The 22,138-nt window shown below is 42.8% G+C and carries 22 protein-coding genes; 9 read left to right on the forward strand and 13 right to left on the reverse strand.

Annotated features, from left to right (window positions below):
• Positions 1-128: 128 nt before the first annotated feature.
• Positions 129-824 (reverse strand): hypothetical protein, encoded by a 696-nt coding sequence (locus tag PVA46_RS07910; RefSeq protein WP_167696382.1) that lies wholly within the window; start codon positions 822-824, stop codon positions 129-131.
• 114 nt (positions 825-938) lie between these two features.
• Here PVA46_RS07910 and PVA46_RS07915 point away from each other — a divergent pair, with 114 nt between their 5' ends.
• From PVA46_RS07915 to PVA46_RS07940, 6 genes are all read left to right on the forward strand, one after another.
• On the forward strand, positions 939-2,384 hold the full coding sequence (locus PVA46_RS07915) for a glycosyltransferase family 2 protein (protein WP_167696384.1): 1,446 nt from the start codon (positions 939-941) through the stop codon (positions 2,382-2,384).
• A 3-nt stretch (positions 2,385-2,387) separates the two neighbouring features.
• Positions 2,388-3,578, forward strand: a complete 1,191-nt coding sequence (locus tag PVA46_RS07920) for a glycosyltransferase family 2 protein (RefSeq protein ID WP_167696386.1) — start codon at positions 2,388-2,390, stop codon at positions 3,576-3,578.
• 3 nt (positions 3,579-3,581) lie between these two features.
• Positions 3,582-4,754 carry a glycosyltransferase family 8 protein gene (locus PVA46_RS07925; RefSeq protein WP_167696388.1) on the forward strand — a complete coding sequence of 391 codons (1,173 nt, stop codon included), beginning with the start codon at positions 3,582-3,584 and terminating at the stop codon, positions 4,752-4,754.
• Between the two features lie 40 nt (positions 4,755-4,794).
• On the forward strand, positions 4,795-5,934 hold the full coding sequence (locus tag PVA46_RS07930; protein WP_167696390.1) for a glycosyltransferase family 2 protein: 1,140 nt from the start codon (positions 4,795-4,797) through the stop codon (positions 5,932-5,934).
• A 38-nt stretch (positions 5,935-5,972) separates the two neighbouring features.
• Positions 5,973-7,118, forward strand: coding sequence for a glycosyltransferase family 2 protein (locus PVA46_RS07935; protein WP_167696392.1), 1,146 nt, complete (start codon positions 5,973-5,975; stop codon positions 7,116-7,118).
• Between the two features lie 83 nt (positions 7,119-7,201).
• On the forward strand, positions 7,202-8,500 hold the full coding sequence (locus tag PVA46_RS07940) for a hypothetical protein (protein WP_167696394.1): 1,299 nt from the start codon (positions 7,202-7,204) through the stop codon (positions 8,498-8,500).
• On the opposite strand, the gene PVA46_RS07945 is transcribed toward PVA46_RS07940, so the two are convergent.
• On the reverse strand, positions 8,492-8,872 hold the full coding sequence (locus tag PVA46_RS07945) for an adenylyltransferase/cytidyltransferase family protein (protein ID WP_167696396.1): 381 nt from the start codon (positions 8,870-8,872) through the stop codon (positions 8,492-8,494). The genes PVA46_RS07940 and PVA46_RS07945 overlap by 9 nt on opposite strands.
• 124 nt (positions 8,873-8,996) lie before the next feature.
• On the opposite strand from PVA46_RS07945, the gene PVA46_RS07950 reads away from it, so the two are divergent.
• The 3 genes from PVA46_RS07950 to PVA46_RS07960 all read left to right on the forward strand — a co-directional run bounded on the left by PVA46_RS07950 (position 8,997) and on the right by PVA46_RS07960 (position 11,885).
• Entirely contained in the window at positions 8,997-10,184 is a 1,188-nt protein-coding gene (locus PVA46_RS07950) for a glycosyltransferase family 2 protein (protein ID WP_167696397.1), read from the forward strand.
• Positions 10,185-10,319: 135 nt separating this feature from the next.
• Positions 10,320-11,075: a ParA family protein gene (locus PVA46_RS07955; RefSeq protein ID WP_167696399.1), complete on the forward strand. Its 756-nt coding sequence runs from the start codon at positions 10,320-10,322 to the stop codon at positions 11,073-11,075.
• The gene (locus PVA46_RS07960) at positions 11,076-11,885 is read left to right on the forward strand and encodes a ParB/RepB/Spo0J family partition protein (protein WP_167696401.1); all 810 of its coding nucleotides are present in this window, start codon (positions 11,076-11,078) and stop codon (positions 11,883-11,885) included.
• A gap of 19 nt (positions 11,886-11,904) precedes the next feature.
• Here the strand turns inward: PVA46_RS07960 and PVA46_RS07965 are convergent, their stop codons facing one another.
• The 11 genes from PVA46_RS07965 to PVA46_RS08015 all read right to left on the reverse strand — a co-directional run bounded on the left by PVA46_RS07965 (position 11,905) and on the right by PVA46_RS08015 (position 22,126).
• Entirely contained in the window at positions 11,905-12,930 is a 1,026-nt protein-coding gene (locus PVA46_RS07965; protein ID WP_167696403.1) for a hypothetical protein, read from the reverse strand.
• A gap of 23 nt (positions 12,931-12,953) precedes the next feature.
• Positions 12,954-13,877, reverse strand: coding sequence for a hypothetical protein (locus PVA46_RS07970; RefSeq protein WP_167696405.1), 924 nt, complete (start codon positions 13,875-13,877; stop codon positions 12,954-12,956).
• 4 nt (positions 13,878-13,881) lie between these two features.
• Complete coding sequence (locus PVA46_RS07975; protein ID WP_167696407.1) at positions 13,882-14,145, reverse strand: hypothetical protein; 264 nt, start codon at positions 14,143-14,145, stop codon at positions 13,882-13,884.
• A 78-nt stretch (positions 14,146-14,223) separates the two neighbouring features.
• Positions 14,224-15,258, reverse strand: a complete 1,035-nt coding sequence (locus tag PVA46_RS07980; RefSeq protein WP_167696409.1) for a hypothetical protein — start codon at positions 15,256-15,258, stop codon at positions 14,224-14,226.
• Positions 15,251-15,883, reverse strand: coding sequence for a hypothetical protein (locus PVA46_RS07985; RefSeq protein ID WP_167696411.1), 633 nt, complete (start codon positions 15,881-15,883; stop codon positions 15,251-15,253). The genes PVA46_RS07980 and PVA46_RS07985 overlap by 8 nt, the downstream gene beginning before the upstream one ends.
• Before the next feature lie 255 nt (positions 15,884-16,138).
• Complete coding sequence (locus PVA46_RS07990; protein WP_167696413.1) at positions 16,139-16,930, reverse strand: ATP-binding cassette domain-containing protein; 792 nt, start codon at positions 16,928-16,930, stop codon at positions 16,139-16,141.
• Complete coding sequence (locus tag PVA46_RS07995; protein WP_167696415.1) at positions 16,923-17,972, reverse strand: ABC transporter ATP-binding protein; 1,050 nt, start codon at positions 17,970-17,972, stop codon at positions 16,923-16,925. Before PVA46_RS07995 ends, PVA46_RS07990 begins: the two co-directional genes overlap by 8 nt.
• A gap of 12 nt (positions 17,973-17,984) precedes the next feature.
• Positions 17,985-18,887, reverse strand: coding sequence for an ABC transporter permease (locus PVA46_RS08000; RefSeq protein ID WP_167696417.1), 903 nt, complete (start codon positions 18,885-18,887; stop codon positions 17,985-17,987).
• Positions 18,877-19,818, reverse strand: a complete 942-nt coding sequence (locus tag PVA46_RS08005; protein WP_167696418.1) for an ABC transporter permease — start codon at positions 19,816-19,818, stop codon at positions 18,877-18,879. Before PVA46_RS08005 ends, PVA46_RS08000 begins: the two co-directional genes overlap by 11 nt.
• A gap of 130 nt (positions 19,819-19,948) precedes the next feature.
• Positions 19,949-21,544, reverse strand: a complete 1,596-nt coding sequence (locus PVA46_RS08010) for an ABC transporter substrate-binding protein (protein WP_167696420.1) — start codon at positions 21,542-21,544, stop codon at positions 19,949-19,951.
• Positions 21,545-21,718: 174 nt separating this feature from the next.
• Positions 21,719-22,126, reverse strand: a complete 408-nt coding sequence (locus PVA46_RS08015; protein WP_167696422.1) for an SMI1/KNR4 family protein — start codon at positions 22,124-22,126, stop codon at positions 21,719-21,721.
• Positions 22,127-22,138 lie beyond the last annotated feature (12 nt).

Consider the following 22,138-nt stretch of genomic DNA (forward strand, 5'->3'; position numbering starts at 1 on the left):
TTTAAGACTTTTTTTCCTTTTTATGGTATACTAAAATTCGAATAATATTCCTATAGAAGGAAAGTAGTATATTGAAAGTATCGATTATTGTACCATTTTATGATGTAGAGCCTTACTTTCGGCGTTGTTTAAGCATGTGGAATTTGTAATTCAATTAAGGTCTCGCGATTGCCTAGTCGTTTTTCTTCGGTGATGTGTGGGGTTATTCTGGCATAGTGCCTTTCATAGCTACCTGTATGTGGACGTTGCATCCATCGTTCTAATGTCTCTTTTAGCGTCTCTAGCTCTAAATTATTTAACGCTTGATTGCCTATGAAGAAATTTTGCGCATAACCATGGTTGACTTTAACCACGCTGTTGGTATATTTATCGGGGTTAGCGATATAGGCATCGACAAACGCTTGCGCACTGGCAAAGTCATCAATAAGGGGGATAAGGTTCTCCTCGCTACCTAGGAGTTTCCTAACATAGGCTCGTACCCGATACTTATCGGCGAGCAACGGATATAGCGAGCTACTTTGGCAGGTGGTGTGGATACACTTCAGCACCTTTTCGCTAAATAAAGTTGGGTGCGTAAAATCGGGGTATCGCCCAAAATTTGCATGATATCGTTGCAAGCTAGTAACGGCGGTAAAGTGAAAGTATTTCCGACTTAGTAGCTTAGCAGGTACTACTTTTTTGGCAACATGATAATGAAGCCATGTAGGCAGAGCTGCAAAATTACGAGTTCTATAATTTCTAGGACAATGTTGGATGCTACGCAATGTTTGGCGCAGTTTTGCTGGTAAGATTTTTTTAAATAGAGATTTGATTTGTTGCTTCATGATAGCTTATTTTACTTGATTAATATATAAAAATCAATAGCCATGCTGCCTTGTTTTTTCTTCTTACATATGCTATAATAGGGATATTATTCTCGGAAGGAGGTAGGTAGACTTATGCTCGTATCCATTATTGTGCCCTTTTACAATGTAGAGCCCTACTTTCGGCGTTGTTTAGACTCCATCATTAATCAAAGTTATCAAAATTTAGAAATCATCTTGATTAATGACTGTTCCCCTGATAATAGCATCGATATTGCCCGTGAATATGCACAAAAAGATTCGCGTATTCAAATCATTGAGCATGAGAAATCGCTGCATGTCGGTGGTGCGCGGAACAGTGGTATGGCAGTTGCTAAGGGCGAGTATCTTTGGTTTATTGATAGCGACGATGCAATTGCTACGCCTTATGCTGTAGAGCACTTGGTTTCTATTGCCCAGCGTGATGATAGCGATATCATTTTGTTTAATGCTCAATCTTTGACTGAAGATGGCATTTTACACCCATTATATCATTTTTACTCATATGCACATGAGCAAATTTTTAATGAAAAAAATTCTTTCTATACAGCCTTATCGAAGACTTTATATCATGCGAAACGTGAATATGGATATTTTGGTCCTGAAGTTTGGAGTAAATTATTTCGAGTCCATTTTTTAAAGCAACATAATTTTTTATTTTTAGAGCATACTGTGCATCAAGATATTCCATCTTTAATACTTTTTCCTTTGGCTAAAAAAGTTAGTGTATCGCCCTATGTTTATTATAATTATTACCAACGTGAAGGTAGTACCATGCATAGTCAACCACCATCTGATTACTTGGATCATTTTGCTCGTATATTCGACGATATGTGGGAAATTAGTGATAAATATCTTTTTACTAAGCAGGAAGATAATGTTTTTGTTGTAGCTCTTTTTATGCCAACACTGCTCTACAATATTCCTCGTATTGCTCCCTTGTTGACTGAAAGTGAGCGGGCATTTTATTACTTACGTATATATGATTTTTTAAAGAAATATTTATTAGCTCGCTTAGTATTAAAGAATTTTGAGTCTTGGCCATTGGTTATTGGTTACTCTGAATTTTGGCAAGATTTATTTAAGAGTTTTACGGAAGATATTTCTGATATAGAGAAAAGACGTATAGTCCATATTCTTTTTTACCCACGTTTGGAGCAAGAACGTTTGGAACAAGAACATTTGGAACAAGAACGTTTGGAACAAGAACGTTTGGAGCAAGAACGTTTGGAGCAAGAACGTTTGGAGCAAGAACGTTTGGAACAAGAACGTTTGGAGCAAGAACGTTTGGAACAAGAACGTTTGGAACAAGAACGTTTGGAACAAGAACGTTTGGAGCAAGAACGTTTGGAGCAAGAACGTTTGGAACAAGAACGTTTGGAACAAGAACGTTTGGAGCAAGAACGTTTGGAACAAGAACTAATTGCGCGTCAGTTTAGTTGGAGTAAAGTTTTTCGAAGATTAAGAAAAGTCATTAAAATGTTGCTACCGCACGGAATAATACGATTTATTCAAATACAAAAAAGCAAGGAGAGAAAATAGTTCATGCTAGTATCGATTATTGTACCTTTTTATGGGGTAGAACTGTATTTTAGGCGATGTTTAGATTCAATTATTCGTCAAAGTTATCAAAATTTGGAGATTATTTTAGTAGATGACTGTTCTCCTGATAGTTGTTTAACGATAGCTAAAGAATATGCGCAAAAAGATGTTCGTATTAAAATTATTGAGCATAAAACAAATCTTCGGCAAGGTGGCGGGCGAAATAGTGGCATGGTCGTAGCTAAAGGCGAGTATATTTGGTTTATTGACAGCGATGATAGTATTGCATCTCCTTACGCTGTAGAACATTTGGTTGCAATAGCACAACGCGATAGATCGGATATGGTTATATTTAACGCTCAGTCTCTGAATGAAGATGGGATACTTAAAGCCCTTAATCATTTTTATTCTGGAGTGGAAGAGCGTGTCTTTAATGATAAAAATTTGTTTTATCCAGTAATTTTTGATTTTTTGTATTATAATAAGCGTAAGTTTGGCTATTTTGGTCCTGAAGTTTGGAATAAACTATTTCGACGTTCTTTTTTAGAGGAATATCATTTTACTTTTTTAGAAAACACTCTTTATGAAGACATATCTTCTTTAATATTATTTCCTTTGGCGAGAACTGTCACAGTTGTGCCGTATGTTTACTATAATTATTATCAGCGTGAGGGTAGTAGTTCTCATATCAAGCCTCCATCTAGTTTTTTGAATCATTTTCATGCTATTTTAGAGCATATGAGAAAAATATATACTCTTTTTTTAGATAAAAAACTTAAAGATAATACCTTGGTTTTAGCTTTTTTTCTTCCTACGTTGATTTACAGTTTAAGACAAATGGATTCTGTCTTAACAGATGAAGAATGGAAGATGTATGCATTAAAGACCTATAGTTTTCTTAAAAAAGAGTTATATCCAGATATTTCTTTTAAGGACTTTAATCCTTGGCCAAGTTTATTAGGTAATGACGTTGCTTGGGAGCGCCTCTTTCAAAGCTTTGATCAGGAATGTTCTGATAAGAAAAAAATTGAATATATAGAAAATATTAAATCATATTCTTTTGTTAGTCCGATGGTTAAGGATGAAAACAAAAGACTGCAGATATTTTTTGTTATAAAAAAAATATCAAAAATGTTGTTGCCCTACGGGATGGTTCGATTTATTCAAATACAAAAAAGCAAGGAGAGCAGGTAAATTATGAGGAAAGGTACATTAGCTGTCGCACTAGCTATTGATAACAACTATACAAAAATGGCGATGATTGTGTTGGATTCATTGTTTGGTAATTGTCATAAGGGTACGCGTTATGAGTGTTATATTCTAAATTATCATTTATCTGTATCTAATCGTCAGAAACTGATGTCGTTAGTGCAATTATACGATCAGCATAACCTAACATTTTTAGATATTCGTGAGGATGACTATCAGGCACTTAATCACTTCCCAGAGAATCATTTATCAATTTGGAGTTTAGAGATGTTTTTTCGTCTCTATTTGCCAAAATACTTGCCCATGCATGATCGAATACTTTATTTAGATGCTGATATTATCGTAAGGGCAGATTTGAGCCATTTAGCCTCCATTGATATGCAAAATAAGGCAATTGCTGCTAGCTTGGATACGGCGCACTTGGCCCAGTATCCTACACTTATGCGAGGTCTCTATCGTTTAACCTTGCTTTTAAAGGGGGAGATATCATCGGTAGATCGCAAAGAGATTATGAGTTTAAATCAAATAAATTCTGGTGTCCTCTTGATGAATTTAGATTTTTGGCGAGAGAAACATCTCCTTGAGCGCGCACTTGAAATGATAAAAGAGATACAGATTAATGCCGAACAGCTTTTGTTTGCTCCTCATATTTCGTATAATAATCAATATTTACCTCCAGATCAACTATTCCCAGATCAAGACATTATTAATTATCTTACCATTATAGAGCATAAAGATGCCATTTGTCATTTGCCTACGTCCTATAATATTCGCGTATTGTATAATCCTGAAGATCATTTACTAGAGAATGCTTTCAGTGATGAATACCTTGATTTGAATCAAATTGTTTGGAAAGGAGTTACTGATTCTCTTGTTACATGTGACGGAGTGATCTATGACACAATTCAAATTATTCATTTTGCTGGAGTGCGCCCGTGGAAAGCTCAATTTAGTAATCATCCAATAACGCCATTTTTTAGTAAATATGCGCAAAAAGTAGGATTAGAGATGGAGCAGCCAATGGTTCATCAAGAGCAGTCAATGGTTCATCAAGAGCAGAGGCGTAGTTATTGGCGAATCCTTCTATCGCCTAGAAAGATGATTAAAATGCTCTTGCCCTATGGTGTAGTGCGATTGATTCAAATTATAAAATCTCGTTAGTACAACGTTGTACGAACGAGATTAAGGAGTAAATTAGGGGATGTTAGTATCTATTATTATACCGTTTTACAATGTAGAGCGATACTTTAGAGCGTGCTTAGCTTCGATTGTACATCAAACGTATACAACCCTAGAAATTCTGCTGATTGATGACTGCTCACCAGATAACTCCTTAGCTATTGCTAGGGAGTATGCAGAAAAAGATGATCGTATTAAGATTATCCGTCATGAAAAAAATCTTCGTCAAGGTGGTGCGCGGAACACTGGATTAAAGGTGGCTAGTGGCGAGTATATTTGGTTTATTGATAGTGATGATGAGATAGCTACACCCTATGCAGTGGAACACTTGGTACAGGTTGCAAGGCGTGATGAAAGTGATGTTATATTATTTGGAGCCCAGGGTAAATTTTCAGACCATAAAAAAGAGTGTCTTTACGGGGATTATACGTATAATAGAGAGTATGTCTTTAACAAAGAAAATCCTTTTTATACAGTTTATATGAATAACATATTGCATGGTGTGCATGATTATACCTGGCTTAGTCCATCACCATGGATGAAATTGTTTAAACGCTCTTTTTTAGAAAAGTATCATTTTAAATTTTTAGAGCATACATTGTATGAAGACATTCCCATGTTAGGCTTACTCCCTTTAGCCGAGCGGGTAACACAACTGCCTTATGTTTTCTATGATTACTATCAGCGAGAAGGTAGTACGATGAGTAGCGGTATTGCTGCGAATTATGTAGAGAATTTCGAACGTCTTGCCCAGCAGTTATGGGAAATTCATGATAGCTACTTGACTGAGTACGAAAGGAGTGAGATGATTGTTCCAGTTGTATTAATGCATCATTTGCGATATAATACAAGAAGATTGAAAGCCTCTTTGAGTATACCGGCATACGAACAGTGGTTGGTTGAGATGTATGATTTTTTCAAAGAGCAATTGTCTTATAGGATTGGCCTTGAGGAGCTGAATCCTTGGCCACGGCGTATCGGGGATCAAATGCAGTGGCAGGCAGTGTTTAGAAGTTTTCAAGATAGTGCTGTAGCTAAACGTACAAAAGTTCAATTAATAGACAATGTGATAACAGTAAAATCTAAAAAGCTTAAAAAGATGGTTAAAATGCTTATGCCCTATGGTGTAGTACGATTGATTCAAATCATAAAATCTCGTTAGTACAGCGTTGTACTAATATTTGGAGTAAAAAATAGCGTATGTTGATATCCATTATTGTGCCGTTTTACAATGTAGAGCGATACTTTAGAGCATGCTTAGATTCGATTGTGCATCAAACGTATCGAAATCTAGAGATTCTACTCATTGATGACTGTTCTCCCGATAATAGCATCGAGATTGCCAAAGAGTATGCGCAAAAAGATGATCGTATTAAGATTATCCGTCATGAAATGAATCTTCGCCAAGGTGGTGCGCGGAACACTGGATTAAAGGTGGCAACGGGTGAGTATATTTGGTATATTGATAGCGATGATGGTATCACCACACGCCATGCGGTGCAAGATTTAGTGGAGTTGGCACAAACCAACGACTACCCAGAGGTATTACACTTTGGTGTACAAAGAGTCAATAAAGAAGGTATTACTCGGGGGTTTGCTGATGTTCAACGGCTGTTTGAAGATCCTGAAGAGTACTGGCACTATTATATGCATCGGGTTTTTGTGGTGCAAGATGATGCAAAAAATCTTGATTATAGCGTGTGTAATAAGTTATATCGGCGACAATTTTTATTAGATCATCATTGCTACTTTTTAGAAAACACCTATCATGAGGATGTGATTAGTGCGATGTGGCTACCCCTTGCAAAACGAATATTGATTGTGCACGGTGTATATTATGATTATATTAATCGTCCTGATAGTACCATTACTGGGAAAAAACCCGATAACTATTTAGATCATCTTAATCGAGTGGGGCAACAAGTGATAGCATACTATGAGCAATGGTGGAAACCAAGAGACCTGCCTCGGTTTGTCCCAGAGATGATGGTGATTCAGCGATATATTATGTGGTATATTCCTAATATATTGAATGAAAATAGTAATCCACATCATATATTGGTAGGAATATATGATGATATGCGGGCGTTATTAGGAAAAGAGCCAGCGCTTTTAAGCCTCGATTCATTACCTAGTTCTATTATGGCTTGGCCTGTAGATAATTTATCATTAGAAGTGCTTTTGAGGAGTTTCCAGAAAGAGATATCAACGCAGAAGAAATATCAATATGCGCGTAATCTTTATTGTATTTATGGTTATTGTCGTAGATGGAGTGGAAAAAAATTGATAAAAATGCTCCTTCCCTACGGGCTGGTGCGCATAATCCAACGAATCAATAAGCGTTAGTACAACATTGTACTAAGTATCGGCTTGTTTTTTTGATGCAAAAAGATTATACTTAATAACAGCGTCTATGAGGAGAATGCCCGATGCTTCAAAAGCTAAAAGATAAAATAAAAAATCGCTTGCGCTCCATGTTAGGGATATCTCAACTGGAAGAGGTGCTTGAGCGTCGAGATCAGATGTTAAAGAACGCCAGCGATCTTTTATTACGCGAGGCTAACACCTTTGGACTTCCCCTGCGCGTGCTCTTTTTAGTGTATGACATGCGGGTTTGGAATGCCTTAGATGCTGTTTATCGTATGATGAAAGACGATGATGATTTTACGGTGATAGTGGCAGTCGTTGCTGATGATGAGCGAGGTGTTACATGTCTTGAGGATAATCAAAGAGCGATAGAGGCTTTAGGCATAGAGTACTTTATTCTTGGTAATCAAACTGCAGATTTGAATTATCTTAAAACATTAAAACTTCATGTCATTGTTCGCCAATATCCTTGGCAAGATGCCTATCCAGATATTTATCGTCCTTATAATTTACAATTTGCTCGTATTTGTTATATCCCCTATGCTTTGTCTATTGTTCAGTTTGAAACTGTGGATTACTGGAAAATGGAGATGATGCGAGCATCTTGGCTGGTTTTTAAGCCACAATGGTTATTGGCAGAAAATAACGAAAATATATATGCCTCTGTCGAGAATCCTTTTTATCCGGTGGGTTACCCTAAGTTTGAATCGATTGTTAAAAGCCGTGCTTCTTGGCCTATCGAGAGTGGTGCGCGTAAATTTCGTATGATTTGGTCGCCCCACAACTCTATTTCTGAGAATTGGACTTGGTTACAATTTGGTACTTTTCTAGAAAATTATCAAGATTTTTTAGCGTTTGCTCAGGCACAACAGGAGCGTGTAGAAATTGTTTTAGCCGCCCATCCGCATTTTATGGAACGTATTGAGAGCGTTACTTCGGTTGCCACCCAGACTAAAGTGCGTCGCTTTTTTGCAGAGTGGCAGGCGTTGCCTAATACCGCTATCCATCAGGAGTCGAGCTATGGAGGCATTTTCCATGCCAGTGATTTGTTGATTACCGACGGGATTAGTTGGCTGATGGAGTATCAATTGATGCAAAAGCCGATTATTTTTATCGAACGCGCCGATCACTGGCCCTTTACCAACTTTGGCAATACCATGATTGAGGCGGTGCACGCCTACCCTACTTTTCCTCAAGCCAAGGAGAAGATTCTCTCTTTTATGCATGGGGAAAAAGATGAAAAGCTGGCACTGATGCAACGTAACCGTGCGGCTATCTACGAAGAGGGCGCTGCGCAGAAGATTGTGCAAGCGATCAAAGAGCGTTATTTAGCGGAGGTAAAGCGAAAACGGTTAGAGTAAATTTTTGAGCTGGGTGCTACTCACATCGGGCGTGCGGGGCAGGTAGATAACCTGACAATAGGCTTGCAGAAAATCAAATTTCCCTTGCCAATCATCGCCCATGACAAAAATATCAATGGCGTTTTTCTGGATATCGTCTATTTTCTGCTCCCACGACTCTTCACAAAGAATCGCATCGATATACTTAATTTGTGAGAGAAATTCGTAGCGTAAGGCATAGGGATGAACGGTGGTTTTTCCTTTTTCTTGATTAAACCTATCGCTAGAGAGCCCCACCGTAAGATGATCGCCCAACTGTTTTGCGCGGTTTAGTAGTTGCATGTGGCCATAATGGAAGAGATCGAATGTTCCGTAGGTGAGAACTTTTTTCATCCTAAATAGTATACTCCATGTCAGTAAAAAAAGCAATCCTTTCTCCTAAATTTGCCTTGAGGTTCCAAGACAAAAGCATCAAGATATGCTACAATAAGTCATTAAAGATAAGAAGGGAGTAGGCATGCGCATATCATTGATTGTACCGTTTTATAATGTGGAGGCTTATTTACGCGATTGTTTAGATTCGATTGTGCATCAAACGTATCGTGATTTAGAGATTATCTTGGTGGATGATTGCTCACCAGACAACTCTTATGCCATCGCCTGTGAGTATGCTAACAAAGATAGCCGTATTAAAATTATTCGTCATGAGGTAAATAAGGGGTTGGGCGGTGCGCGTAATAGTGGTGTATGCGCTGCCACCGGCGAGTATGTTTGGTTTATCGATAGTGATGACTATATCTTCTCTTTAACCAGCGTGGAGGAGATTGTGAAGGAGCTTACGCATGCGCATTTTCCTGAAATGGTCGGCTTTGGTGCTGTCAATCTCTATCCCGATGGATACAAAGAGCTGGTTTTACACGAAGTTCGAAGCAAAGAACTGTTTAGGGATCCTTTAGCGTTACTGCAATATAAATTACGATTGAATAAGGTGGAACAACCGCACTCTCCCTTAGACGGCTATGCCTGGCATCGGTGGTTTAAACGCTCGTTTTGGCAACGTATTGGTGTGCATTTTTTAGAGAAAACGCTCTTTGAAGATATGTTTTTAATTAACATGACGGGGTTAGCGCAAGGATTTCTCGCATTAAGAGCACCCCACTACACCTATCGCAAGCGCTTTGGCAGTATTTTAGCCAGCGGTTATCCTGCCAATTTTGATGCGCATATCAACCGTTTTATGGCGCAAATTATCAATCTACAACAAACACATCGACAAGCGCATTTTATCCAGTATTGTAATTATATGAATCTTGGTATGCTCTCTTTAGGTAGCTTTATCGGTGAAAGTTGGCGAGAGACGCTTGTACATAGCTTAAAAAGAGAGCCACAGCGAGCAAAGGAGCTTTATCTCTCCTTTGTATCCCTCTTTGGCGATCTGATCGCTAGCGATCCATCGTTAAAAGAAATCGAAGCGCTGGGGGCATTCAAACCAGATGAGCTTCAGCGCTTAGTGGATTTTTTTCAGATGATGCACAGAGAAAATCCTAGCATAAATCACTATAAGGTATTAAATCGATTATTTCAACCCAAACGCTATCTTTTGAAAGACGTGATTCGTACGACCTTACCTTTTGGCTTGTTAAACATTGTCTTGGAACAACGTGGCTGGCGCGTATTGATTAAAAAGAAAGAGTCTATGCACTAGAAGATTTTTAAGGTGGTAAGTAGAGATTAGATTAATATATCGTTAGTACAACGTTGTACTAATTTGGGGCATATTGACTTGATATAATGCATAATTTGTGCTATAATAAGCATATATCATGATGAGGGGTGTTCGATGGAAGTGATCACGTTTGCAAATATTAAGGGTGGCGTTGGTAAGACGAGCTTGGCTGCATTAGTCGCCAACTACTTAGCCGCCGCCGGTAAGCGGATTCTTCTTATCGATCTCGATCCGCAAAATAGTCTCACCAACCTTTATATTGAAGAGGATCAGCGTTTGCAGGAGCAGAATATTCAGCAGGCGTTTATGCGTGGCGATCTGGTAGCTAATATCCTCTCCACCAACCGTACGCATATCGATATTGTTGGCTCGCAGTTTGAACTTTTCGATCTGCGATCGGTGCAAGAACACACCCTTGAACGCCTGATTGCACGCAGTAATCTTGTCGATATTTATGCCTATATCATCATCGATACCGGCGGGGCTTGGGATAATTTTGTCATTAACGCGGTACACGCCAGCGATATTATTATTAGTCCGGTCGATTTGAGCCACAACACCGTAAAGGCCACGCAATTGTTGGCGCGCAAACTTCAATTAGAGACGCATAAATATGAACATTGGTTTATTTTAATTAATAATTTTGCCACCAATAATACCCTCACCAATCTCTATATGGAGCAATTTAGAGAAGCCTTTGGTGAAGAAGTCTTTTTACAGACGCAAATTAAGAGTACCATCGCCGTAAAAAAACATCTGGATGCGAGTATGCCGGTCAACAATAAGGGCGATACCAAGGTGCTTTTTCAGAGCATTGCCCAATTAGTGATTGAAATTACCGAAGAGCAATTTGCGGTGGAGGTCTTTTAGATGGCAAAACAACGTCCCACATTACGCACGCTGGAACCCAATCGTGAAGAGACAATGGATGGACAGAATAAGGCGCGCTTATTACCTATCGGCGATCTTAAACTCGAAGAGACGTATGCCTCACTCTTTTCTATGGATGCCGATGTTTTAGCCGAAATCACTGCCTCGATGCAAAAGGATGGTTATGATCAGGCGCGCCCGATTGTTGTCAATAGTCAGCTGGTGGTGATTGAGGGACATACCCGTCTACAGGCCGCGAAGCATGCGGGGCTTACTTATGTGCCGGTCTATATTCGCGCGTTTGCATCGGAAACCGAGGCGCTTTACTATGCCTTACGCGAGCAGACCTCACGGCGTAATCTCACTCCGCACGAATTGCTTAATGCTATCGAAAAGCTGGATAAAATTTATGGCGAAGGTAAGGCGCAAGATGGTGCGGGGCGTAGGCTCGATCGCATGGCCAAGGAGCTAGGTGTAGGGGCGAGCACCATTGCCAAGGCGCGCTATGTGCAGAAGCATCTGCCTGAGTTAGGCGATAATCCGCCGCCACTGAGTAGCATCAATGCGACTTATAAAGAGTTGAAAGCTAAGGAGAAAGGTCAGAAAAGCGCCGAAGATGCTTTGGATGAAGCACAACACTTTTTAGCGCCTAATGCTACCGCTTCCAGTGAATATGAATTGATTTATCATGAAGAGATGGATAGTTATGCATTTTATCATGAGGGAATTTGCCTGATCGAATTGCATGCTTCGGAGTCTTATAATCGCGATCAAATCCTCTTACTCCTGATGAAATCGTTTAAAAAGTAAGAAGGCTTGATCGCTTAGGTTAGACGCGTTTAAAGCGCGGTTTGAGCGCCTTACGCTCTTCCTCGGTTACTAATCGCATCGTGTGATTTTTTCGGTCGATAGCGTAGAGACCGTGTACGGTCTTCACTAATAAAATATCCTCTCGTGGAGCGATCCGCTCAATGCCCCCAAGCAAAAAGGTGCCATCCTCTTTAAAGAGCATTTGGCGTACGGGTGCATTGTGACGTAGAATCTTGAGCAGAGATTGTTGTATGCGGGTGTTTTGTTGCGCAAACATGGTATAAAGAGCCATCATGGATGCGCTGGTATCTTCAAGGAGTTCGATATTTTTTGTCATTTTTTGGGTGAGGGTCGTGAATTCTTGAAAGACGTTTCGCCACGCTTTGGGTAGTTTGACATTATCTAGGCGATAGTGGGCAAGGGGCGCATCATTTGGGCTAAATGTTGCATCCAGATGGAAAATACCGTTGCGTTGTGCAAAAGCCCAGAGCTCTTCGGTGCCATCAGTAAAGGTCTCGTGAATGGTGAAGCCATCGGCATAGAGGTTGAGCGTACGCGAGGCAAGGTCAGATCGATCCAATTTATTGGTGTTAAAGGGTTTACCCTCTTCATCAAGCCAAAGCTGGGGCGATTCTGGTGTCGGTGTAAGCGTGAGTCGGATCTCCTCTATGGATGTTTTCTGCTCTAAAAAATCGGCAACATCCACATATCTGGGTAAGAGCATCATCCCGCGTTGCTGGCTAGTGAAACGGATCGTTGTCTGGTCGTTTTGCCACTGTTGCAACTGCCAAAAAGAGAGCGAAGAGCGCGTAAAGGTGTTGTTGGGCAGTTGCTCGTGATGCCAAATGCTATCAATAAAGAAGGCATTACCCCAGAAAAATTCTTCTTTTAAGATCAATCCGTCGGGTTGGAGATGTTTCTCCTGCCATGCGCGAAAGAGCGCCGGCGCAATGAGAAGTTGATACAAGACAAAGGCGATCAGGAAGAGGCTTAGCCCGATAATAACTTGTGCGATACGTTTTTCTTTAAGCGATGTTGACTTCATGTATGTTCCTTTTATATAGAGAATTAAATATAGTATCCAAGCAAACTTATCACGATAAACAGCGAGCGCAGCAGTGTTAATTGTGCTTCATACTCCTCTTGGCTGATGGTTAAAAATGCCCGATGGCGCGCCTCTTGATCATGTTTGCGTCGCGCGATAATCCCTCGCCAGTGAAGCAAGTGCATATCACCTTCTCGCTCTAAAAGTAACTCTAAGTAGCGCCCGCGTATGCGCCAAGCGGTGCGTACGTTGAGTAAAGTTATCACGATGAAGAGCAAGGATAAGCCGTAGACGGCATAATTGAGGTACATTTGCCAATGATAGGGCAACACTTTTAGCTGAATCACCATGATGATAGGCAATTGAATTTGCCACCAACGCCGTAGCTTACGCCAAGCATTTTCGCCTATTTCTGTGGAGTTGATCTCTTCTAGCCACGCCTTAGGCTGAAAGACCAGTGGATAACTGGCGTGCGGGTGGATACGTAAGAGAAAGAGCGCACCAAGGGTAAGAAGGAGCATGCCAAAAAGCACCCAGCCAAAAAATGGCGATCGTTGCCCTTGTAACCCACCACGCTCTGCTTCGCGATTGCTTTGGCGCTCGCTAGGGGAGGAGGCTTGACTCTCCCCAAAACTTGGCAACCCGTTACTATGCTGTTGCGCCGATCTGCGCGTGGTTGGCGGTTGCTGGTGTTGTAGGGTATTTTGAAAGTTGAAAAAGAGGAGAATAAGCAGGGGCAGGGTTAATAGCTTAAGGGTAAGCCGTATATCGCGTAAGCGTTGGAGCGTTGGATGCTCTTTTTTGTTCTCGTTTAGATATAGCTCATCAATATTAAGACGCCGATATTGCGCCTCTAGGCTATAATGAAGGAGCGCTTGGGCAAGGAGTAAAAGGACGATAGGCAGGAGCACTTGCAGAAAAAAGGGCAGTAATAGTTGACTTTGCATCGCGTTATTCGGTTGGCGGAGTGAGTTTCAGATTTTGATGGACAAAGAGCATGAGCAATAATGTCCAAATGGTAATGATGACCATTAAAATTTTACGCACCTTGATGAGTCGTGCAACTTTAAGCGAAAGTTCGGTATTGTGAGGCTCATTCGCTAGGCGTTTTTGCCAGAGACTCTGCCAAAAGAGCACCACAAAAAAGATGATTGTCAGACCAATCAGCGGACTAAAAAAGAGGATAAAAAAGGTCAAATAGGCATCTTGAAACATGATATGATACTCCTCTTGGTCTATACGCTAGGGTATCGCGCAGACTCTTATCTGGTTATTTTAGGCGATTTTTTGCCTTTATGCAATCACCGCTAGCTGCTCCCTTTTAAGGTGCATCGCTTTGCTCGGCGAATCGCCTATTTGGGGATACCCATAGCCAAGCAGTGCAAAAGTATGGATGTTTGCTTGCAGATAGTCGGCGTAGTTGTAGGTAATTTTTTGTTGCTCATCGTGAATGAGAAGCGGAGGTAAGCGCCGATAGCGCGTCTCATCACTCAAGAGGATAAGCCACTGCTGGAGCTGATCATCGACAAAGATAAAACGACTGGCAAGCGAAGGGATGGTAAGTATCGTGAAACGAGGGCGATCCTCGGTAGGCTCGATCTCTTCTATCGTTAGAATATCAGAAGGGGCTAAGTGAGGCTCTACGTGTGCGATGACCTTGGCTAGCGAGAGCCCAAATGGGATAGTATCGTGATGATTGAAGGTGATGGCATCATCCAAAAGCGTAACATGTACCACCTCTGCTCCCTGCATCTCGTGGTAGGGGCGAAAGAAGTGGCTCTGGTAGTGAAGAACTTGCAAGCGCTCTTGCTGGGGCGTGGCATGGAGGGTCAGATAATTCTCGCCAAAGCGCATACGATTCTGCGTGAGCCAAAGCTCATTAAACGTCGATAATATCTCTTTAACATCTTGTATATTTTGATAAAAAGAGAGCCGTTGCTCATGGATATGCAGTTTGACAAACCCACTGCGTGGCGTTTGGTAGAGGCTGACTTGCACCAATAAGTCTTGATGATAATGCAAGGTCAAGCCAAGATTCGGGTAGTGTGCCGAGAAAATCTGATAAAAGGGGTGGGCTTGGCGCGTATAAGAGTTTGCCTGCCCAAGCATGGTTTCTAGCGTATGACGACTTTCGCCAAAGAGAAGCGAGTAGGTATGGTCGTAGCGTTGCAAACTGACCCCTTGATGATGAAGATGCGCTTGGATACGCGCGGTTTTTTGGGGCAAGGGCTGGTTTAATGCTTTGGCTTGGGGATAGGCTTGCGCAACGATCGCTGTAGGCAGGAGTAACAGAAGCATGAAGATAAATAGTGGGCGGGCTTTATCCATAAGAGGGCACCTTATAATCTTGATAGGTGTAAATCACGGCGGTTACGCGATCTCGCTGGTCGCTGTGGAGCTGTAGGGTGTTGCTATAGAGCAAGAATCGTACTTCGGCGGGGGTATGCTCTTGGAGGCTGGCAACTTTTTGGAGGTTTTTGGTCATTTTACGAAAGGAGCTCCCAACAAAGCCGGCGTTAAAGCGTACGTGATCGATAGACCACGTACTACCAATGGCAAGCGGGTTGAGCGCATCGTTAGAGAAGTAGGCAATCACGCGTAAGCCCTCATGCGCATCAAAAAAAAGGGCAAGTCCTAGCTGGCTATAGAGATAAAGTTGTTCATCTAAGAGGGATTCCATACCTAAGAGATCCCGAACTTGCGATACGGACATGCCAAAGAGCAGGGAGAGAGGTTCTGCCTTACGATCGTTTAGTTGGACTTGCACGCCACTTGGCTGAAGGGTAAATTTTGGGTTTTGGCGATAAAGATCGCCTCTCACCATAGCCATAATTAACGCAATGAGGGCGACTCCTAATAAAAGGAAGTGAATACTCTTAAAAAATTTATAAGAGTAATTCTGGGCGTTAGGCACAGGATGCTTGGGATGCTTAAGGTGGCTATCGTCTGGCATGCTCCTATTATACAATGCTTTTGTTAAATTTGTCAAGTTAAGATGTGAGAATAAAAGATTTTTAGTGCTAAATTAGGCGCTTAAGCCGATACGTCCCCTTGACAAAAGCGCCGTATCGTTATAGACTAGAGGCATAAAGGTTGTTTTATTCCTTAGTGTTGTTTGCCACTCTTAAGCGATTTGCTTGAGGGTGGTTTTTTTGTGGAGAGAAAGAGAAGCAGGAGCAGATAAGGATCTGCTCCTATCGATAATCGTCTAGGTAAAGGCTACCTTGGGAATGGCGTTGAGTAGCGATTTGGTGTAGGCGTGTTGCGGATGGTGGTAGACTTGGTCGGCATCGCCCATCTCCACGAGATCGCCTTTGTAGATTACGCCGATGCGATCGGAGATATAATTGACCATGGCTAAGTCGTGGCTAATGAAGATCATACTGAGGTCAAACTCTTTGCGTAGCTTTTTGAGCAGATTGACAATCTGTGCTTGAATCGAGAGATCCAAGGCAGCGATCGATTCGTCGCAAATGAGTAGCTTAGGGCGATTCATCAAGGCGCGGGCAATCGAGATGCGTTGCCGTTGTCCGCCAGAAAACTCGTGTACATAACGATTTGCATACGCAGGATTTAATCCAACTTCTTCCATCATCGCAAAGACGGCGCTCTGCTTTTCGGCACTAGAGAGGCTATTTTGGTGAATGTTGAGCGGTTCTAAGAGCATCTGCATCACCGTCCACTTGGGGTTGAGTGCGCTCATCGGGTCTTGAAAGATCATCTGCACATCTTTGGCAGAAATTTTACGCTCTTTGGTAGACATTTTTCGCGTTAACTCCTTGCCCTCAAGGCGAATGGAGCCACTTTGCGGACGCACCAAGCGCGCAATGGCGCGCCCCATCGTGCTCTTGCCCGACCCAGATTCACCGACTAAGCCAAAAATCTCCCCACGCTTCACCATAAAACTGACATGATTAAGCGCTTTAACCACACTCTCTTTCGACTGAACAAAGGATAGGCTGACATCTTCAACCGTTAATAGAATGATATCATTACTCATGTTTCTTCTCCATGATGCGCAATTTTTGTATCTGATGGGTAAGATGCGCGGGCATAGCAATGGCTGGTGCGCGCTCGTCTAAGAGCCAACTCGCCACCCGATGCGTGGGACTTACGGTAAAAAAGGGCGGATCCTCTTCAAAATCGATATCAAGGGCAAACTCACTGCGATAGGCAAAGAGATCGCCTTTGGGTGGATTGACCAAGAGCGGCGGCGTGCCCTCAATGGTGTAGAGCATCTCGCTTTTGGGTTGAAAATCGACCATCGCACTCAAAAGCGCCCAGGTATAAGGATGCTTGGGTTGTAAGAAGATCTCCTTGGTGCTGGCATGCTCTACGATGCGCCCCGCATACATAATGGCGATCTCATCGGCCATCTGCGAGACAAGCGATAAATCATGACTAATAAAGAGAATAGCCATCGCATACTCTTTTTGCAATGCAATAATCAGATCGATAATCTGTGCTTGTGTGGAAACATCCAACGCGGTAGTTGGCTCATCGCAAATCAGCAGTTTTGGTTTAGAACTCAATGCCATGGCAATGGCAATACGCTGACGCATACCCCCAGAGTATTGATGCGGATAGCTATGATAGCGCTCCATGGTTGGCTCGATGCCCACCTTCTCTAGGTAGATGAGCGCTTGGCTTTTGGCCTCTTTCCAGCTCACTTGTTGCGAGAGAACGATCGCCTCGCTCAACTGCTTACCAATGCTCATAATCGGATTGAGCGCGTGCATCGGGTCTTGAAAGATCATCGCGATCTCTTTGCCTCGCAACGATCGCCACTCTTTATCGGTGTACTGCTCAACGGGCTTTTCATTATAATAGACATGCCCCTCCACAATCGACCCGCCAGCAGGTAGAAGCCCCAAGAGCGTGCGCGCCATCATCGACTTACCCGAGCCCGACTCACCAATCAAGCCAATGGTTTGATGCGCTTTAAAGTTGAGATCAACCCCACGCACCGCCTCTACCATCCCTGCTTGCGTCTTAATATGAATATGCAAATTCTCTACCCGTGCAATATACTCTTCACTCATTCTTTGCCTCCTTTATCTCGAACCCAAGCGCGGATCCAAGGCATCGCGCAGCCTATCGCCAAAGAGGTTAAAGGCCAAGACGCTAATCACCATGATAAATCCTGTCGCTAAGCTATATTGGGGAAAGGTGCGGATATTCGGTTGCGCCGCTTGGATCATCTGCCCCCAGCTCGCCGTAGGAATCTGCACGCCAAGACCCAAGTAACTCAAGGTTGCCTCGGCCATAATCGCCCCCGGAATACCCATTGTCGCCAAGACAATAATACTGGGTAAAACATTTGGCAGTAAGTGTTTGGTCATAATCCAATAGTGGCTTGCCCCCATCATCCAGCTAGCATCGACAAACTCACGGTGCTTCAAACTCATCACCTGTGTACGAATCACCCTCGCCGTACTTGCCCAAGAGAGCAGACCAATCGCCAAGAAGAGATTGATAATGCCCGATCCCATCGCAAACATTAGCGCCATCGCAAAGAGCAGATAAGGGAAGGAGGCAAAGACTTGGATAATAAAGGAGACCACCCGATCGACCCAGCCACCCATGTAACCGGCGAGAAGACCCATCCAAAAGCCGATAAAGCTCACCAAAATCTGCGCGCCAATCGCCACGCTCATCGAGATTCTTGCGCCGTAAATCAGGCGAGAGAGGATATCCCGACCCGACTCATCGGTACCCAGCCAGTGCGCTCCCGAACTCTTCTGTAGCGGTTGCGCCACAATCTCATTAGGCGAATAAGGTGCAACCCATGGTGCAAAAATCGCCATAATCAACAATAATGCAATCACCACCATCGAGATTAAGGCCACCGGATCGCTACGTAACAAGCGCCATGTCCGCCGATAAGGCCCTTCCTTACTGACATTCTCACTGCCTGGCCACTCTTTGGCTTTAATAAGCGCAAATTTATCCTTCATCTCGTACTCCTTTCATGCGTACTCTTGGGTCGATGAACATCGCTAGCCAGTCAACCAAGAGATAGATTCCCACTGATATCACCGTAAGATAGATCACCGTCGCCTGTAATAAGGGAAGATCGCGTCCAAGTAAACTGCTAATCGTGAGGCGACCGACCCCCGGTAGACCAAAAATCTGCTCAATCAGCATCGCGCCTGCTAGCATATCGGCAAGCGATCCACCAATAAAGGTCATAATCGGTAACAACGCATTGCCAAAGGCATGCACCCAAATCAAGCGTAAATTGCCCACGCCCTTGGCCTTCGCCGCCAAAAGATACTCCGAAGAGAGCACCTCAAGCATGCTGGTGCGGGTTAAGCGTGCTAACGATGCCATATAGCGTAAGCCCAGCGCAAAGGCCGGTAAGACAAAGTGCATCGGGGTGCGGTAGCCCGAAATCGGCAACCAGCCCAGCCAAAGTCCAAAAATTAACTGAAGCATCAAGGCAAACCAGAACGATGGCGTAGAAATATTGAGCACAGCAAAGCTCATTAAGAGATTATCTACCCATGTTCCCCGATAAATGGCTGCGGTAACGCCAATGAGTAAGCCACCGACCACCGCGATAATAATGGAATAGAAGGCCAACTTGAGCGTAACCACCGATGCCTCCGCAACTAAGTCGGTAACTGGCATCTTTAGTTGATAGGATCGCCCAAAATCTAATTGAAAAATCTTCTGCCAAAAGTCGATGTACTGCTCGATTAAGGGCTTATTCAACCCCATTTGCTCGCGAATTTGCGCTAACACTTCGGGATTCACCCGCTCGCCCATCATCATCTTTACCGGGTCGCCTGGTAAGATTTGTAAGAGAAAAAATGTTGCACTTACCACCACAAATAACACAGCCAACGACCACAATAACTGTGTTAGGATCTTGCCTATTTTCATAACGTCTATCCTATTTTATTGATTTTTGCTTCTCTCCTAATAAGATACGGCATCCATAGTTCTTGCTTCAGAAACTGTCGCCTTTACTATTGATGCCGATTTTTTTAGGTTTTTTATCCGAGCTTTTTTACTACTCTTTTAAATCACTCATCCAATACTGACCAATACCGTTAAGGAAGACAGGATTTTGCACCCGAGGCTGAACCAAGTAGATCTTCTTGATGTTGGCATAAGGATAGACCGCATAATTATCGCCCACCACAATCTGCTCCACCTCTTCGTACATCAGGCGACGCGCCTCTGGATCGGTAGATTGACGAGCAGTATCAAGCAGCTCATCCACACGATCATTCTTGAGGTTGGAGGACTTCAAATGACTCCAACTACTGTGAAAGAAGGTGTACATCAAGTCATCGGCATCAGGAAAGGAGGCAATCCACCCAGCGTCTTGCATAATAAGTTCGCCCTTATTGCTAAGCTCGGTGTGCTGGCCAATGTCCATCTCACGTGCAGTAATATTGAACCCAGCATCTTTAGCTTTAGCCTGAATCAGTGTCCAGAGTTGACGACGCGTTTGGTTGCCCGTGCGAAAAGAAGCCTCGATATCAATCCCGTTAGGATAGCCAGCTTCATTAAGGAGTTGCTTGGCTTTTTCCGGATTATAGGCAGGAAGCTTGACATTAGGGTTGCGTCCGGGGATGCCCTTGGGTAAGAAATTATCATTTTTATCGAGAATATTCTTGTACACTTGCTCTACAATAAGATCGCGATCCAAGGCATAGGCAAAGGCCTCACGGACTTTCACATCACTAAAAGGAGAGTTGGTAAAGCTAACAATAATCATGTACGTTCCCAAGATATCCTTCTTTTGGATATGGCTAGCAAAGCGTCCACTGGAATACTCTTCATACTTGTCCATAGTCAATTCCACAATATCAATGTTGCCACTCTCATACTCTAAAAGAGCCGTGGTAGGATCATCAAAAAAGTGGAAGTTGAGTTGATCAATCGCAGGGCGGAAGCCTCCCCAATAATGTTCATTGGCCAAAAGCGTTACGCCATCTTTATGATGATACTGCTTAAAGGTATAAGGACCACTGCCAATAAGAGTGGAAATACCCCAGCTCTCTTTATCGGCGGTGTTAAGGTAGGCATTTTTAGAGATAATCCCTGCATAGCTCATGGCGAGGTTTTGAATAAAAGGCGCAAATGGCATCTCTAATTCGATGCTAAAGGTGCGATCGTCGATGATAGTAAATCCACGCAGATCGCCTGAGGCAGTGCCATTCATCAACTCTTTTGAGCCGACGATCATGTCATAAGAACCCGAGGCTATAGCAATTTGCCCAGAGACAGATGCGTCAAACATACGCTGAAAGAGAAATTGCACATCAGCACTGGTCATGGGGCTACCATCGTGGAAAGTGATACCTTCTTTCAAGGTAAAGGTATAAAGACGCCCATCCTCGCTAATGACAGGATAATCGGTGGTAAGTAGAGGCACGACGTTAAGATTATCATCATAGGCAAAGAGAGGTTGCACCACGTGATCGGAGATAGACATTAGGTCACTCCACTGATAGAGATGCATATCTAGCTTGGCGTTGGGATTAATCATCCCGACTCTTAGGATTTTACCCGACTCTTCTTGTTTTGCACTGGGGCAACTGACCAACACAAGGCTCATCAGCGCCAAGAGAGCAAGGCTAAACACGCTCTTTTTCATAAAAAACCTCCTAAATAAGCGCGCAATTGCTGCATAAGCTTATTTAATTCATATATTTCTTACGATTATAACATAAATATGTAATAGCGTCAATTAGATAAAGATAAAAAAAGCGATTTTTTGTGCATAATTATGGAATAGTGGCAGAAGATTTGAGAGAAATAAATATATTTTTTAATATAAATTGCTAATAAATTCTTCCCAATTCTCTGCGATGGTTGCGTAGATATGCTCTTCGTGTAGCCAATAGACGATGCGATTTTCTTGGGTGTCGTAGCAGATGTAATTACCAAAGTTGTCGTCCATGAGGGGAAAGAGATGGGGGATGTGATGTTCCTCGATTAGGGCGTTGCGCACACTGTAGACGCTCTGGGCGCTATCGGGCAGGTAGGAGAGCAGGTAGCCAACTTCATGCTCTTGCCCGTATGGCGAATCGAAACAGCTGGGCGTGGGCGCGCCACCATTGTAGGCAAGAATATGCTGGATAATTTCCGTTGGCAAGATAACCTTCTGCGCCTCTAAGTATCTGGTTACGATGCTTGGTTCAGTGATGGGTTCGACAAAATTCCAAGAAACAGCCATGCATAACTCCTT

It is taken from the genome of Entomospira culicis (assembly GCF_028748145.1).
Taxonomy (GTDB): Bacteria; Spirochaetota; Spirochaetia; order WRBN01; family WRBN01; genus Entomospira; species Entomospira culicis.

Coding starts and splice junctions, on each gene's coding strand:
- PVA46_RS07910 (WP_167696382.1), bottom strand. CDS start 824: ATGAAGCAACAAATCAAATCTCTATTTAAAAAAATCTTACCAGCAAAA.
- PVA46_RS07915 (WP_167696384.1), top strand. CDS start 939: ATGCTCGTATCCATTATTGTGCCCTTTTACAATGTAGAGCCCTACTTT.
- PVA46_RS07920 (WP_167696386.1), top strand. CDS start 2,388: ATGCTAGTATCGATTATTGTACCTTTTTATGGGGTAGAACTGTATTTT.
- PVA46_RS07925 (WP_167696388.1), top strand. CDS start 3,582: ATGAGGAAAGGTACATTAGCTGTCGCACTAGCTATTGATAACAACTAT.
- PVA46_RS07930 (WP_167696390.1), top strand. CDS start 4,795: ATGTTAGTATCTATTATTATACCGTTTTACAATGTAGAGCGATACTTT.
- PVA46_RS07935 (WP_167696392.1), top strand. CDS start 5,973: ATGTTGATATCCATTATTGTGCCGTTTTACAATGTAGAGCGATACTTT.
- PVA46_RS07940 (WP_167696394.1), top strand. CDS start 7,202: ATGCTTCAAAAGCTAAAAGATAAAATAAAAAATCGCTTGCGCTCCATG.
- PVA46_RS07945 (WP_167696396.1), bottom strand. CDS start 8,872: ATGAAAAAAGTTCTCACCTACGGAACATTCGATCTCTTCCATTATGGC.
- PVA46_RS07950 (WP_167696397.1), top strand. CDS start 8,997: ATGCGCATATCATTGATTGTACCGTTTTATAATGTGGAGGCTTATTTA.
- PVA46_RS07955 (WP_167696399.1), top strand. CDS start 10,320: ATGGAAGTGATCACGTTTGCAAATATTAAGGGTGGCGTTGGTAAGACG.
- PVA46_RS07960 (WP_167696401.1), top strand. CDS start 11,076: ATGGCAAAACAACGTCCCACATTACGCACGCTGGAACCCAATCGTGAA.
- PVA46_RS07965 (WP_167696403.1), bottom strand. CDS start 12,930: ATGAAGTCAACATCGCTTAAAGAAAAACGTATCGCACAAGTTATTATC.
- PVA46_RS07970 (WP_167696405.1), bottom strand. CDS start 13,877: ATGCAAAGTCAACTATTACTGCCCTTTTTTCTGCAAGTGCTCCTGCCT.
- PVA46_RS07975 (WP_167696407.1), bottom strand. CDS start 14,145: ATGTTTCAAGATGCCTATTTGACCTTTTTTATCCTCTTTTTTAGTCCG.
- PVA46_RS07980 (WP_167696409.1), bottom strand. CDS start 15,258: ATGGATAAAGCCCGCCCACTATTTATCTTCATGCTTCTGTTACTCCTG.
- PVA46_RS07985 (WP_167696411.1), bottom strand. CDS start 15,883: ATGCCAGACGATAGCCACCTTAAGCATCCCAAGCATCCTGTGCCTAAC.
- PVA46_RS07990 (WP_167696413.1), bottom strand. CDS start 16,930: ATGAGTAATGATATCATTCTATTAACGGTTGAAGATGTCAGCCTATCC.
- PVA46_RS07995 (WP_167696415.1), bottom strand. CDS start 17,972: ATGAGTGAAGAGTATATTGCACGGGTAGAGAATTTGCATATTCATATT.
- PVA46_RS08000 (WP_167696417.1), bottom strand. CDS start 18,887: ATGAAGGATAAATTTGCGCTTATTAAAGCCAAAGAGTGGCCAGGCAGT.
- PVA46_RS08005 (WP_167696418.1), bottom strand. CDS start 19,818: ATGAAAATAGGCAAGATCCTAACACAGTTATTGTGGTCGTTGGCTGTG.
- PVA46_RS08010 (WP_167696420.1), bottom strand. CDS start 21,544: ATGAAAAAGAGCGTGTTTAGCCTTGCTCTCTTGGCGCTGATGAGCCTT.
- PVA46_RS08015 (WP_167696422.1), bottom strand. CDS start 22,126: ATGGCTGTTTCTTGGAATTTTGTCGAACCCATCACTGAACCAAGCATC.